Raw genomic sequence first — 12,954 nt, 5'->3', positions numbered from 1 at the left:
GGATCATCGTCTGGTAGAATACTTGGCGGCAATTCCACCCAGTATGCAACAAACTTTGTTTTGGGATAAGAAAATTATTCGAGAAATGGCAAGACAATGGTTAAGCGACAACTTAGCATATCGAAAAAAATCTTACGGAACGGAACCGCTTAGTTGGCAAAAAATCAAGTATAAAATGTTGGTAGCGATTTTTGATAAGTTTCAGGAAAAATACCAAGCGCTAAGTGGTTTTGAGAATTTTCAGCTAATAAAGTCTAACTTGCAAGTCTGGTTTACTGAAGCGTCGGTCAATGATAGTAAGGGAATTCATACTACAAATAAGTTATTAGATGCTATGGCAATGATGGTATTTAAAAACATTTGTTTGAACCGGGGACTAGCAGTTGATTTTAGTAAATTCAAAGGACAATCTCCGCTACAGGAACTTCATAACTTTTAAGCTGAGCACAATGCGATACGCGTAGCGTCAAGCAAGCGGGCTTATCGCTTTCCCCATTGCCTGTAAGTATTTCTATAAAACCAGCCAGCAAACTTTTCTGTAGAAGTTTGCTGGCTAGTTTTTGTATTATTGATTAGATAAATGTCACTGGTCAGTTAATGCTTTGGAGAAGTTTAACCAGTAATTAATGGGACAACAATTGGTTCTAATGTAGTTATAACCTTTAGAACATCGTCAAGCCATCCACCACCCGCAATTTGCAACAATTCTTCATCGGAGAGTTCTAAAAGCTCATCGTTGGAGAGTTCTGAAAATTCTGAAAGTTCTCCTCTCGAAATTTTTGGTTTTGAAAGTGAGACCATGTTAGGTTCTTCAATCTTCATTGGTAGTTTCCCTTTCTAAATATGTAGTAACCTGAGTTGCTAGTTATCAAAAAGCGCCTTGTTTCAAGTGCAAAAATCAAACATCTGGTGTGTTTAAGTACTTCAAAACGTACTTTCTATATCATATGCTACGGTTTAGGAGCACTAACTAGCAACTTAGGTTATAGTATATACCACGGCAAACTCATATTAACCCAAGTTGCGGGTTACAGCAGATTGCAGGTTTATGAAGTACAGTAGCAGCAGTTTGTAAACCAGTTTCGTAGATGTTTAGGATCAACCAAATCAAGTCCAGTAGCAATTAGAGTATCAACCATTTTTGTTGTGGTTGGAGAGAACTGACGTAAAAAAGATTTAAGTTGTGACCACCAAAGTTCAATGGGATTAAAATCTGGGGAGTAGGGTGACAAATTAAGAATGTTTGCGCCAACAGCTTTAATTAGGGGTTCAATTGAAGCAATCTTGTGAGCTGAAAGATTATCCATGACAACTACAGCACCTGACCACAACTGAGGAACTAAACATTTTTCAATGAAGACTTTAAAGGCATTTCCATCCATCGACCCATTTAGGGTCATTAATGCGACAACCTTTTTTAAACTAATTGCTCCTATAACCGTGACCTTTGCCCCTCGGTAAAACGGTTTTAGGTCGTACACTCTAGTACCATGAGGAGAGCGAGCATAGGTTCGTGTCAAACCCAATAAAACACCCATTTCATCCAAAAATACCAGGTTTTGTGGGTCTATCTCCTTGACTTGCTCCCAATACTCATTTCTAAGTTTTTGGACTCTTTCAGTCGCACCTTGGCTACTACGTAGCGTCTTTTTTTTAGTGTCAATTGCTGCCGTTGCAATGTACGGCACATGGTACTAGTGCTTACCCATTGATTGTAAGTTTCTCCCCAGTACTCACAGTATTCTGATAGGGTCGCATCTGGGTATTTTTCCACCATCTGATGAAGTTGGCTAGAGTATCCGTCTAACTCACTCTTCATGCTTCCACCTTGTTTCTCTGGTTCTAGATGACCTTTTATTTTCTTTTGTTTAAGCAGTCTCTGTACAAAAGCTTTGCTCACATCAAATCTGGTGGCTAATTTTCTAATTGATGTGTTTCCTTGCTCATAGGTTTTGACTACTTTTTCTCGAAAGTCGATGGAGTAAGGTTTCATTTTTACGCTTTGATGCACTGATTTTAATGTACTCTATTTACCTGCAATCCGCTGTATCAGACAAAGAAGCGCTTTTCAGCCCAACGTGAGTTCGACGAACCTAAAAAGCCGCTACAGGCAAAGCAGGTAAACCTTTAGGGTGAATATCTAAAGAAGGTTTTTTCTCTTGGTAGGTGTAAGCGACCAGTCCAGCTAAAAGGTTAACCATAAAATTGAGTACACTCCGATGACAGGAAGTGTTCGACTTGGCAAATGTTCTTAAGTTGGTCATTAACTGACTCAATTACAGCCCGCTTGCGGAGCAAAATTTTATCAATCAAGGGAACTAACTTATTTTTCATATTCTTTTTGAGCTTTGTGATCAGCTGCAAGCCCCGCTCGTAAAGTTCATCAAAAAGTTTGTGTACTTATTGCCTCTATCGCCAAAAAGTTTACCCACAATATCTTGTGTCATATCTGGAACTGGGGTACGGTCATCAACATTGGCTGCAGTCAGTTTAAAAGCGATTAATTCTCCTTTTTCGTTGATAATTAGGTGTAATTTGAAACCGAAATACCAATCAACGGAATTCTTGCCCCAATGAGCATATTCCTTAAATACCTTATGTGCGGTTGCACGACACTTATGGCAAACAGTAATCGGAGTTGAATCAATGAAACTGATACCCGTAATATCTCCGCGACGAGTGTGTAAATAACAGCAAAGCGCCATTAAACTCCAAGGCATCACCTCAACAAATCGGTTGTAGCCTACCAGCCGGGGAAAGGCATTCTTCCAATGAGGTAAAACTTGCAAGGTATAAAATTCTTTAAAGGTGCGATACCCAGAACCATGAAATCTAATCACTATTGTCATGATTTCGCTCAGGCACATCCGGCAACGGCTCAACTTTTCGCCATTCATTTGTGGCAGATGCGCTTGTTTCCACGTAGACTCAAATAGCTGACAGAAGTCGTCTAGATTACAAAAAACCTGTGTGATGTCCATCCGAGATTTGATATCTACCATATTACTTGTTCGCGATCGCCTATTCTTGAATTCAACCCCTAACCTGCTACCACAGTCAATTCATCCCGTCGAACTCACGTAATTTTAAGCACTATTGCTTTTTGACAAATTGTTTATCACCTTAACCTGTCACCGATGGCAGGTAACTGTCCGTTCGCTCATTTTTTTTACAGTGGTTCCGATTTTAAGCAATGCTTGTTGGGGTCTTAGTAGCAAACGACCAGAAAACCGGGTTAAGCCTGAAAATCTGATGATATAAGGATTCTACACCAGCTACGGTTAGTTGCCTTTGATTATCACACTGGTACTACTCAACGAGAAAACAAGGGTTGTAGCTAACAAACACTTCTGTATTATTCATGTAATATCGCTTAACCCGGTTTTCTGCTCCAATGATTCTCATGCCCCGCCTTTAAAAAACTGGAGTTCGAGCGAGTCGGGCGCAACCTCTGCGAGTACTTGCGGTGCAATGACCAACAGTTGATTGATAAGTCGCCTGAGTACCAGTCGCGGCGTACTCGCTAAAATCTGCCCAAATACCGTCTCTCCGTAAGTTTCCACCACTTCGTACAAACTCTGGGTTGCATCACTTGGCGATACTTGCTGTGAGTCGGCTAGCAGCGGGAGGTAACTTTGGGCTATCCACTTCTGTTCGGGGTCTAATGGCGTTGTGGAATTATTACTACTGCTATATAAGGAATCATATAGCGTTAGTAATAATTTTTTGAGCGGTGTCCACCCCCCAAATTGGGAAGAAACTTTACTTACCAATGGCTGACTCATCTGAGCAACGGTGGCGATCGCCTGCTGAGTTACTTTCTTTCCTTGCTCAACCAACTGCTTAACTGCTTGCAGTATCCGCCAGCGTGTTTGCTGTCCCAACGTCCCCGCATCGGGCGAGATGGTAAAGGCGTCAACTTGCTCAATGGTTGCATCGGGAAAAGCTTCTGTGAGAAATTCGGTGTCGTAGTCGCCGCAGAAGTAAAATGTCAATTGAGCATCTGGGCGACGGTGAGCGCGTAGCCGCCCAATCTCCTGGATGATTTCGGCGTCCACCAACTCGGTAACATACTCCTGAAATTCAGCGTCCTCCTCATCAAGATTGACCGCTCGACCAGTCATCACTTGATACTGGGCAGCTATTGCGCCAACATTGGCATAAGGAACGCCAAACGATGCTATAGCAGAATTCCCCTCAAATCGGTTGACACCACGTCCATCGACAAAGTGACCGTATTCTGTGCGCTCTGATTTACTAGCGATTGCTTTCCAGTCAAGAATACCCAAGTCAGTATATAATTGGGCGAACTTGTCTTTTAAAGCATTTACTCGCTCAGTACAAGTCACAGAACGCTCCTTACCCAACTTGCCCAGCCCTGTGACATGATTAATTTTTAAATTGGCGTAGCTCGGTGTTTTTTGCTCAACAACCAGTACAGGTCTATCAATGCCTAACTTTATCTTGAGCAGTTTAGGGGTGAAAGTGGCATCAAGGTAAATGTTAAAAATGGCACTGTCAGTTAATTCTTGATGTTTGGTATTGCGCGTGTAGATGCTAAGTTTGCCCCACTCGCACCGCAAACTACCGCCGCCACTCCAAGCCTCCAGAAAATCGGGTAGCCAATACAGCGGTAAATTTAAAAACTCGCGCCCAGCCTCCCTCGCGCCTTGCTTTTCCATCTCACGGGCAGCGTATCGAAGTGCTTTACTTTTAGCATCGACTTGGTTAAAATCAATGCCATCTTTTTCTGCCAGAAACTCAAGGTCTGGTGTCAGTGCTGCTTTGATTGCGGCAATATCTAAATCCTGTGGAAACGGAGGTAGTTTAGCCCTGATACTGCCCGAGTCGAAACCATAGCGGTTTATGGGTTTGAATTCTTGAGAGAGGAAAGAACGTAAAACCTCCAAGACTGGACGCAATTTCTCAACTTCATTCGGTAGTTCTAGCGTTAGGTGTCCAATAGTTTCGTTAAAGTCTTCTAGTGTCACTTCGACCGACTTAACACTGTCGAGCAGTTGCCCTGCTTCTTCCCAAATGCGCCCAACGCTGAAAATTTTCTCATCTTTCCCAGTCAAAACTGTAGGTGTAGAATCGGGGTGTGCTCGTAGGCGATCGCTCTCTTGAATCGCCTTACGCTTTTCATACCGGAAGCCATACCCAGGACCTGCGGAGAACTTGCACTGCTGACTTAATGAGCATCCCGCACAGATAGGGCTTTCGCTGCTATCCTCAAAATCTACACTAGAAAAATTCTTGCTTCTAAAAGCACCGAATAAATAATCACGGTGACAATTGCCTTCAGTGTCTGGTGTCTCTCCCGATTTTGTCCGCACGTGATAATCTTGACCAGATGCAGTTTGACGTGTGGTGTCAATTTTGAAACCATTGTTTCTTACTGGTAAATCTACAAAGTTCTCCTCCACAGTCAGAACACTGGGGTTTCGGTGATTGGCATCTTGATAAATAAGTTTATCCACACCGAAGTCAGCAGGTGTAAGATTGCCTGCTATATAGCTTTTCCCTAGCCCAGGGTGAGAGTTGTCTAGAATATCCTTCCACCCCTTTGCTACTGCTTCCTGCCACATCTGCACACGTTGAGATGGGTCAAACTGTATTTTGGGCGAACCCATTGCCGAATACTCATCTGCTGTGGGCAGTGTACCCGGAATATATGTTACCGTTTTAAGCTGCTTGACTCTACGCTTGACTTTTGGAGCAACGTACTGTAAAGGAGTGGCAATAGCACGGCTGATTAATTTTCTTAATCGCTCAAAGCTAAATTGGGCTTGCTCAATTATCTCCTGTTCCCGTGCAGATGCCTCTGCTTCCCCCCGCTGCTCCTTCACATAAAGGGTAAACTCTCGCCTAGGGAACTTAAACCCGTACTGCTTGGCAATGTGGAACAGTGTCCCAATTTTGATGCCCTTGCGTTTGAAGCTTCTGATTTTTTGCGGAATATTCCAGGTTGTTCCCCTGATACTTGGCGACCACTCCGAGGCGATCGCCTCCGCCTCCACCGCTCCATAATAATCTACCAGTGCCATCAGTACATTGCGGCACTCTTCGTAATTATTAGACCCAGGCATACGGGGCGGAATAAAGGAAAGCGCCTCCTGGATCAGCGCATCAGTATCCCAGCCCTCAACATCAGCCCTCTGTTTTAGCTGTTTCTTTCGCTCCTCAATTTCCTTTATCCGTTGGGCGTACTCAATCCGCTCTTTTTGTGCTATCGCCCGCGCCTGCATCACCCAATCTAAGGGTAACGTCGCACCAGGCTGCACCAGGGGAAATTCCGCCTTACTGTTGCCGTAAAATACACGAGAAGCATCCTTACACGCTGGGTCATGCGGCAAGTGCTGCATCAAAAAGCGCGTGCAAGCTTCTACCGTGTCCGCTCCTTCCACGTATTCTGGCAGCAGAAACACCACTCGAAACTTGTGCCAGTCGGGGCGATGACTCGCTGTTGTGTAAATTAAGGCACAATGCTTTTGAATGAACTCGTTGGCAAGCGCTGCTTCAAGTGTTAACTCAGGTTTGTAAATTTTTTTATCTTTGCCGTTTTCGTCTTTGACTGGTTGCCCCGACGAATCTTTTAGTACATCAGTATTATCAATGTCCAAAAGAATCCAGTGAGAACCCAGCACATTCGCCTTGGAGCGACGATGACCACCCAACAACCCAGCACACAAAGCGTGTCCGTTCCCAACATGGCGCTTTACGTCAAAAATTGTGCCTTCTATGTCCCTGTAGCGTGTCGCTAACTCTTTGAAATCCCAGTTCTTATCTTTGCCCGATGTGTTAACGGCGAATCTGAAGCGCCGAGCCAAGAAAGGTGTACTCATTCTGCACCTCCTGACTGCTGCATCAAGCTTTGCCAAGAGCTTGTCCAGGCTGCGTTTTCAAGGAGTTCCAAGCAATCAGTAAGGCGTTGTTGCTCTATGAGGTGAGTTAACGGTGAAATCCTTGTAGAGACTTGATTGGTGGTAGCGCTCCGCAGTACAATGGCGTTAATTAGATTTTGCGGAGCGCCTTGACCGGGAAGTTTTGGCGCTTTTGCTTTTGGCATATCGAGGTGTGGTTTCTCACCCCGGCAGCTCTTATTCACTCCAATAGATTAAGCTAAAAGTACATTTGTTTATAAAGTGTTTGTTCTGGTTGGTTCCCAGAACTTGGAACTTGTTTGGAGGCAGCGGATTGTTGACCGCGCTGACCGGGCTACAGTTTTGGAGTGAAGGAACTGACCGGGCTTTACTATATCTAGATAAACACACGAAATATTGGTTTGTAAAAATTTTTGTTGGTGGGTCATTAGATGTTGATGTTTCGGTCATCTAATGACTACCTGCTCTAGGCTACATCTTTAATCCAGTTGATTCCCTCTCCACACCACTGAACTAGCAACCAACGATTAGAATCCTTATCCAGCGCTGGCAGAACACGGAAGTTAAAGACTTCTTGCCACACGGATACCCCATACACGTTACAAAAATCCGCTTCTAAGTCTTTAAACTGCTGCCAAGAGCGTGAGCCAATAGCGGTGAGTATGGGGATGATAGCGGTGATTGGGATTTGAGTAGCATTTGTCATTCTGCGTAATCCTCAAAAATACAAATAAATTGCATTGGTAGCTTTTTGGTGTTGATAATTCTAATCAAACGCTTACCTTTGCTTCTGGCAAGTGCGAAACAAGCTAATTCTGTCTCAGCTGCTGACCAGTCTCTTGGATCTGTCGCCGGGTCAAACGGTTCTTCTTCTACATCATCTGGTTGATTTTCTTCGCTCACACCTCCCCTCTCCCATTGCCGGACTGCCCAAGCAAGTATTCCCAGATGCGCCGGATTTCGGCTTGGAATAAGGTGCGATCGCTCTCAGCATTTTGGATTGAATGCATCACAATATCCCGCAGGCTATCAACCTCCTCTGTTAGCCCGTCAACTTTGGCTGTCAGTTGTGCGATCGCCGTTGTATTAACTTGCTGCTGCTCAGTCAGTTGAGCGATCGCCGTTGTATTAGTCTGTTGCTGTTGGGCAGTTTGCAGCAGTATCGCTTCAATCTGGTCTAACCTGTTTTGTTGCCCGTCCTGAGTCATGCTGCGCCCTTGCCTTTCTTCTTGGATGCGGATAAATCGTTTTCCTGCCGAGCTTTAACAGCTTCCATAATCAGAATTGCTCCCATCTGACTTAGTGAGCGCATCTCCCCGGATGCCATTTGCTCTACAGCTTCCCCTATATCATCCGGCAGATAAATCGAAACTCTCACACTTTCCCCATCTCCCACACCAGAGCGTTTGTTAAGGAGGGGTTTAAAGTGAGCAATCATGGCTTTTTCGACTGCTGGCAACAATTCGGTATCGCTGCACTCTAGCCAAGCTACCCGAAGCTCACCGCTTACACCATACAAGTGCTGCCATATATGATGAGCAAGCCAACGTTGATAAAGGTTAGCAGTTCTACCAACGTATAAGATATCACCATCTTTAATGACAAAATAAATACCTGAGCATTTAGGCAGCTGCTTACGCTCACCCAGTGGCAGTGACGGTAGGGCAAGCGGGTCAATGGTGCTTGCGTTCATGCTGCCCCCTTGTCCGAATCGTTTTTTGGTAATTGTTTTTGAGGTTGAGAGTCAACCCATTGTTTAACTAACTCACCAATAACCTCACTCATTGACTTGTTCTGAGCCACACAAGTCAACTTAAATTCCATCTTTAATTCCTTATCTATGTAAACGCTGAGTTCCGCCGCACCAGGCGGAATGTGCTTTGGCATATCTACTCTCATACTCGTTATCCCGTATTCTCGCATTTTGTACTAGGAGGATTCTACCACGTAAAACTCGTATGCGCGTATAACGTGGTATGCTTGAGTGAATTGTCAAACCCTTACCCCACGGGACTTAGAGACAGTCACCGTGTCAGATTTTCATGCCGTAAATACCCAAACGAATCTTAGGAAGCAATGAAAAACAACTGTACTGAGTGCATCTGTCCCAGAAGAACAGCACCAACAGCTTTGCACCACTCGACCCCTAACACCGCTGCATTTTAAAAAGAAACGCCCATATGATGTCACGATTTGAACTTAATTTGAAAAGCTTAGAAGAATTGCAAGTAATAGGCAGAAAGTATGGTATTCAGCCAATTAGGGGGTATCGTGAGCGCGATTCATGGATAGATACCATTACCCGGTTCCCTTACAAGGCGTAATGCTAGAGAAAGTGTCACCTTGTGCCATATCCCGCTTGAAAGTTCCAAATCATTTTTTGAGCCGGAACTTTACTCTTTTTGGCACTCCTTTTAGTGCTTGAAATCCTAAAATTCAAGACTAAAATTATGAAAATGTTCCGACACTGTTAAAACTCGGAACTGTGTAAAGTTTTATATACTTTGACGGATAACGGCTAAAAGGTAGCCATATCAATGCTTTAAGGTACTTGGCACTTCATGACAGCTTCTCTAGCCTTAGCCCATTATGGTATTGCACTTTGAGCCTAATTAACAGTTATCAGTTACCAGTTACCAGTTATCAGTTTTTTGTTCACTGTTTACTGTTCACTGTTCACTGTTCACTGTTATAAGACTGGCGATTATCACGCAAGGATTTTAAATTTTCACGGAAAGTGATTGTGTTGGGATGATTCTCCCCTAAGCTGCGTTCTGCAATTTCCAATGCTTTGATAAGGAGTGGTTCAGCTTCAGTGTACCGTCCTTGGTCAGAGTAGAGTGCAGCCAAGTTGTTGTAACTGGCGGCGACATCAGGATGCTCATCTCCCAGCAAGCGTTGCCTTAGTTCCAATGCTTTGATGTAAAGTGGTTCTGCTTCAGTGTACCGTCCTTGGTCAGAGTAGAGTGCAGCCAAGTTGTTGTAACTGGCGGCGACATCAGGATGCTCTTCTCCCAGCAGGCGTTGCCTTAGTTCCAAAGCTTTGATGTGGAGTGGTTCTGCTTGGGTGTACCGTCCCTGGGAATCGTAGAAAAGAGCCAAGTTGTTGAAACTTTGGGCGACATCAGGATGCTCTTCTCCTAGCAGGCGTTGCCTTAGTTCCAATGCTTTGATGTAGAGTGGTTCTGCTTCAGTGTACCGTCCTTGGTCAGAGTAGAGTGATGCCAAGTTGTTGTAACTGGAGGCGACATCGGGATGCTCTTCTCCCAGCAGGCGTTGCCTTAGTTCCAATGCTTTGATGTAGAGCGGTTCTGCTTCAGTGTACCGTCCTTGGTCAGAGTAGAGTGATGCCAAGTTGTTGTAACTGGAGGCGACATCGGGATGCTCTTCTCCCAGCAGGCGTTGCCTTAGTTCCAATGCTTTGATGTAGAGCGGTTCTGCTTCAGTGTACCGTCCTTGGGAATCGTAGAGTCCAGCCAAGTTGTCATAACTGGTGGCGACATCCGGATGCTCATCTCCTAGCAGGCGTCGCATTAGTTCCAATGCTTTGATGTAGAGTGGTTCTGCTTCAGTGTACCGTCCAAGGGATTCGTAGAGTGCAGCCAAGTTGCCGTAACTGGCGGCGACATGGGGATGCTCTTCTCCTAGCAGGCGTTGGTTTAGTTCCAAAGCTTTGAGAAGAAGTGGTTCTGCTTCAGTGTACCGTCCTTGGGAATCGTAGAGTCCAGCCAAGTTGTTGTAACTTTGAGCGATATCTGGATGCTCTTCTCCCAGCAGGCGTTGCGTTAGTTCCAATGCTTTGATGTAGAGTGGTTCTGCTTCAGTGTACCGTCCTTGGGATTTGTAGAGAAGAGCCAAGTTGCCGTAACTGGCGGCGACATCCGGATGTTCCTCTCCCAGCAGGCGTTGCCTTAGTTCCAAAGCTTTGATGTAGAGTGGTTCCGCTTCAGTGTAGCGTCCTTGGGATGAGTAGAGAAGAGCCAAGTTGTTGTAAACGGTGGCGACATCCGGATGCTCTTCTCCTAGCAGGCGTTGGTATAGTTCCAATGCTTTGATGAAAAGTGGTTCTGCTTCAGTGTACCGTCGTTGGGAATCGTAGAGAAGAGCCAAGTTGTTGTAAATGGTGGCGACTGAGGGATGCTCATCTCCCAGCAGACGTTGGTATAGTTCCAATGCTTTGATGAAAAGTAGTTCTGCTTCAGTGTACCGTCGTTGGGAACGGTAGAGTCCTGCCAAGTTGTTGTAACTAGCGGCGACATCGGGATGCTCATCTAAGAGCAGGCGTTGGTATAGTTCCAATGCTTTGATGTGGAGTGGTTCTGCTTCAGTGTACCGTCCTTGGGAACGGTAGAGTTCTGCCAAGTTGTTGTAACTGGAGGCGACATGAGGATGCTCTTCTCCCAAACGAGATTGTACGACTGATACACATTGCTCTAACCACGGTTGAGCCTGTGCATACAAACCCTGTCCTTCATAAAAGCTACCCAAGCCAGTAAAAACCCAAATTAAATTTTCATCATTGACTGCATCAATCAGATTTTGTGCAACCTCTGCTAAATGTGGAATAGCAGGTGTTAAGGCAGTGATTTGGTTCTGATTAGGTGTTTGAGGAATTTCCTTTGCCACTTCTACCATTGCTTGGCAAAAACTATACTTCTGCTCATCTCTTGAAGCTAAGTTCTTTTGCTTGTTTCTCAGAAACTCGCGAATCAACTGATGTAACTGATAAGTATCTTCGCCCGTAAGCAAGTGCAAGTTTTCTAATTCTACTCTTGCATCTTCCAGTTCTTCTGCGTCTTTCTCAACAGCAGCACGTTCCACCAGTAACCAAGGAATCCCAGCTAAAGCAAATAAACTTAGTAAACATCCTAACTCTTGGGCAGACTCACTTAATTCGGACCAACTCAATTCAAAAGCAGCCGCTACTCCACGTTTGATATCGGAAGTCCAAGTGGAGTCATTTTCTTTTACTTCTAAAGAAGGATGCCCTAGCCCTTTTTCTTCCAAGCGTCGCAGCATTTCTGTCAAGGATATTTTACGTTTTTTTACATACCGCCCGACTAATTGCAACGCCAGAGGTAAGTAGCCTAAACGCTGAACAAGTTCTTTTGCTTTTATTGATTCTTGAGTGACCTTTTCTTCTCCAACCAATTGACTCAATAATAAGAGTGCATCTTCCTCCTGTAAAACTTCCAAAAACAGAGAACCAGCCAAATCTAACTTGAGTCGTGTTGTCATGACTACTTTAAACTGGGATGGTTGAGGTGGTAGATAAGATTTTATGTGACTGTAATCCTTAACATCATCCACAACCACAAGCGTGTTTCCTTGGTGCCAATGCTGCCAACACCAGTGTACTCGTTCTGGTAACTCCACCAAATCTTCTGGCGGCTGCAAGTCCAAATTTATTCTCGCAAATTCTATGATCTGCAAACCAATATCTTTTTCTCTTGCACGTAGCCAGCAAATACCACCAGGGTAAGTGTCCAACTGTAGGTGTAGCAGTGAGTACTGGATTGCTAATTCTGTTTTACCAACTCCCCCCATGCCTTCAACAGCAGTAATGACGACTTCATTATTGCGTTGTAACTGTTGATGGAGGTGTTCTAATTCCCGCGCTCGTCCGATAAACTTATCTGTGTTACTAGAGGGAATATTTTGGGGAAAACCTGTTGGTTTAGGAATATGACTCAAATTGATAACAATTTGATAAATCTGCTGAATGTCTCTTACTGTTATATTCCTGCCAGTCTGAACATTCTCAAAGATTTTTTGTACAGTTAATTGACTATTTCCTTGAAGTTGAATATTATTTTCACCTTGAATTGCTTGCATTCCACCAGAAAGCGTTGAGTTTTCTGCTTGCTGCTGGATATTTGGTTCGGGGTTGCTAGTCATAACAGTTATCAAGGAAGCGCAGTACCAGTTATCAAGGAAGCGCAGTATCAGTTATCAGTTATCAGTTACCAGTTTTCAGGGGCTGGTACTGCGGCTGGTACTGATAAGTGGGGGTACGCCGCGTATTTTTCGGCATCACTCCACAAAAAGCCAAGGCTTTATATTATAAAGT

At 44.4% G+C, this 12,954-nt stretch carries 12 protein-coding genes and 1 pseudogene; 1 reads left to right on the top strand and 12 read right to left on the bottom strand.

Annotated elements, in window-relative coordinates; genetic code table 11:
* The coding region (locus ACM0OZ_RS45665; RefSeq protein ID WP_414589598.1) for an asparagine synthase-related protein at positions 1 to 439 on the top strand (439 nt) is incomplete at its 5' end.
* A gap of 173 nt (positions 440 to 612) precedes the next feature.
* Here the strand turns inward: ACM0OZ_RS45665 and ACM0OZ_RS45660 are convergent.
* The 12 genes and pseudogenes from ACM0OZ_RS45660 to ACM0OZ_RS45605 form a co-directional block, all read right to left on the bottom strand.
* Positions 613 to 822, bottom strand: coding sequence for a hypothetical protein (locus ACM0OZ_RS45660; RefSeq protein ID WP_414589597.1), 210 nt, complete (start codon positions 820 to 822; stop codon positions 613 to 615).
* A 224-nt stretch (positions 823 to 1,046) separates the two neighbouring features.
* Positions 1,047 to 1,664 carry an IS630 family transposase gene (locus ACM0OZ_RS45655; protein ID WP_414589599.1) on the bottom strand — a complete coding sequence of 206 codons (618 nt, stop codon included), beginning with the start codon at positions 1,662 to 1,664 and terminating at the stop codon, positions 1,047 to 1,049.
* On the bottom strand, positions 1,568 to 1,993 hold the full coding sequence (locus ACM0OZ_RS45650) for a helix-turn-helix domain-containing protein (RefSeq protein WP_414589596.1): 426 nt from the start codon (positions 1,991 to 1,993) through the stop codon (positions 1,568 to 1,570). Before ACM0OZ_RS45650 ends, ACM0OZ_RS45655 begins: the two co-directional genes overlap by 97 nt.
* A gap of 100 nt (positions 1,994 to 2,093) precedes the next feature.
* A pseudogene (locus ACM0OZ_RS45645) lies at positions 2,094 to 2,981 on the bottom strand (IS982 family transposase).
* Positions 2,982 to 3,401: 420 nt separating this feature from the next.
* Positions 3,402 to 6,845: a PriCT-2 domain-containing protein gene (locus ACM0OZ_RS45640; protein WP_414589595.1), complete on the bottom strand. Its 3,444-nt coding sequence runs from the start codon at positions 6,843 to 6,845 to the stop codon at positions 3,402 to 3,404.
* On the bottom strand, positions 6,842 to 7,108 hold the full coding sequence (locus ACM0OZ_RS45635; protein WP_414589594.1) for a hypothetical protein: 267 nt from the start codon (positions 7,106 to 7,108) through the stop codon (positions 6,842 to 6,844). The genes ACM0OZ_RS45640 and ACM0OZ_RS45635 overlap by 4 nt, the downstream gene beginning before the upstream one ends.
* Positions 7,109 to 7,350: 242 nt before the next feature.
* Positions 7,351 to 7,590, bottom strand: coding sequence for a hypothetical protein (locus tag ACM0OZ_RS45630; RefSeq protein WP_414589593.1), 240 nt, complete (start codon positions 7,588 to 7,590; stop codon positions 7,351 to 7,353).
* A complete protein-coding gene (locus ACM0OZ_RS45625) occupies positions 7,587 to 7,787 on the bottom strand; it encodes a hypothetical protein (RefSeq protein WP_414589592.1) in 201 nt (66 codons plus the stop codon). Before ACM0OZ_RS45625 ends, ACM0OZ_RS45630 begins: the two co-directional genes overlap by 4 nt.
* Positions 7,784 to 8,092 carry a hypothetical protein gene (locus ACM0OZ_RS45620; RefSeq protein WP_414589591.1) on the bottom strand — a complete coding sequence of 103 codons (309 nt, stop codon included), beginning with the start codon at positions 8,090 to 8,092 and terminating at the stop codon, positions 7,784 to 7,786. The genes ACM0OZ_RS45625 and ACM0OZ_RS45620 overlap by 4 nt, the downstream gene beginning before the upstream one ends.
* Positions 8,089 to 8,577, bottom strand: a complete 489-nt coding sequence (locus tag ACM0OZ_RS45615; RefSeq protein WP_414589590.1) for a ribbon-helix-helix domain-containing protein — start codon at positions 8,575 to 8,577, stop codon at positions 8,089 to 8,091. The genes ACM0OZ_RS45620 and ACM0OZ_RS45615 overlap by 4 nt, the downstream gene beginning before the upstream one ends.
* Positions 8,574 to 8,771 (bottom strand): plasmid partition protein ParG, encoded by a 198-nt coding sequence (locus ACM0OZ_RS45610; protein WP_414589589.1) that lies wholly within the window; start codon positions 8,769 to 8,771, stop codon positions 8,574 to 8,576. Before ACM0OZ_RS45610 ends, ACM0OZ_RS45615 begins: the two co-directional genes overlap by 4 nt.
* A gap of 789 nt (positions 8,772 to 9,560) precedes the next feature.
* A complete protein-coding gene (locus ACM0OZ_RS45605; protein ID WP_414589588.1) occupies positions 9,561 to 12,782 on the bottom strand; it encodes a tetratricopeptide repeat protein in 3,222 nt (1,073 codons plus the stop codon).
* Between the last annotated feature and the right edge of the window lie 172 nt (positions 12,783 to 12,954).

It is taken from the genome of Scytonema sp. PCC 10023, assembly GCF_963920835.1.
Classification (GTDB): Bacteria; Cyanobacteriota; Cyanobacteriia; order Cyanobacteriales; family Nostocaceae; genus Kalymmatonema.
The sequence above is the reverse complement of the archived record's forward strand: the minus strand, read 5'-3'. Positions and strand labels throughout refer to the sequence as shown.

Bases quoted from the DNA above. Each gene is read 5' to 3' on its own strand.
- ACM0OZ_RS45650 (WP_414589596.1), bottom strand. From the start codon at position 1,993: ATGAAACCTTACTCCATCGACTTTCGAGAAAAAGTAGTCAAAACCTAT.
- ACM0OZ_RS45605 (WP_414589588.1), bottom strand. From the start codon at position 12,782: ATGACTAGCAACCCCGAACCAAATATCCAGCAGCAAGCAGAAAACTCA.
- ACM0OZ_RS45610 (WP_414589589.1), bottom strand. From the start codon at position 8,771: ATGCCAAAGCACATTCCGCCTGGTGCGGCGGAACTCAGCGTTTACATA.
- ACM0OZ_RS45620 (WP_414589591.1), bottom strand. From the start codon at position 8,092: ATGACTCAGGACGGGCAACAAAACAGGTTAGACCAGATTGAAGCGATA.
- ACM0OZ_RS45660 (WP_414589597.1), bottom strand. From the start codon at position 822: ATGAAGATTGAAGAACCTAACATGGTCTCACTTTCAAAACCAAAAATT.
- ACM0OZ_RS45640 (WP_414589595.1), bottom strand. From the start codon at position 6,845: ATGAGTACACCTTTCTTGGCTCGGCGCTTCAGATTCGCCGTTAACACA.
- ACM0OZ_RS45630 (WP_414589593.1), bottom strand. From the start codon at position 7,590: ATGACAAATGCTACTCAAATCCCAATCACCGCTATCATCCCCATACTC.
- ACM0OZ_RS45615 (WP_414589590.1), bottom strand. From the start codon at position 8,577: ATGAACGCAAGCACCATTGACCCGCTTGCCCTACCGTCACTGCCACTG.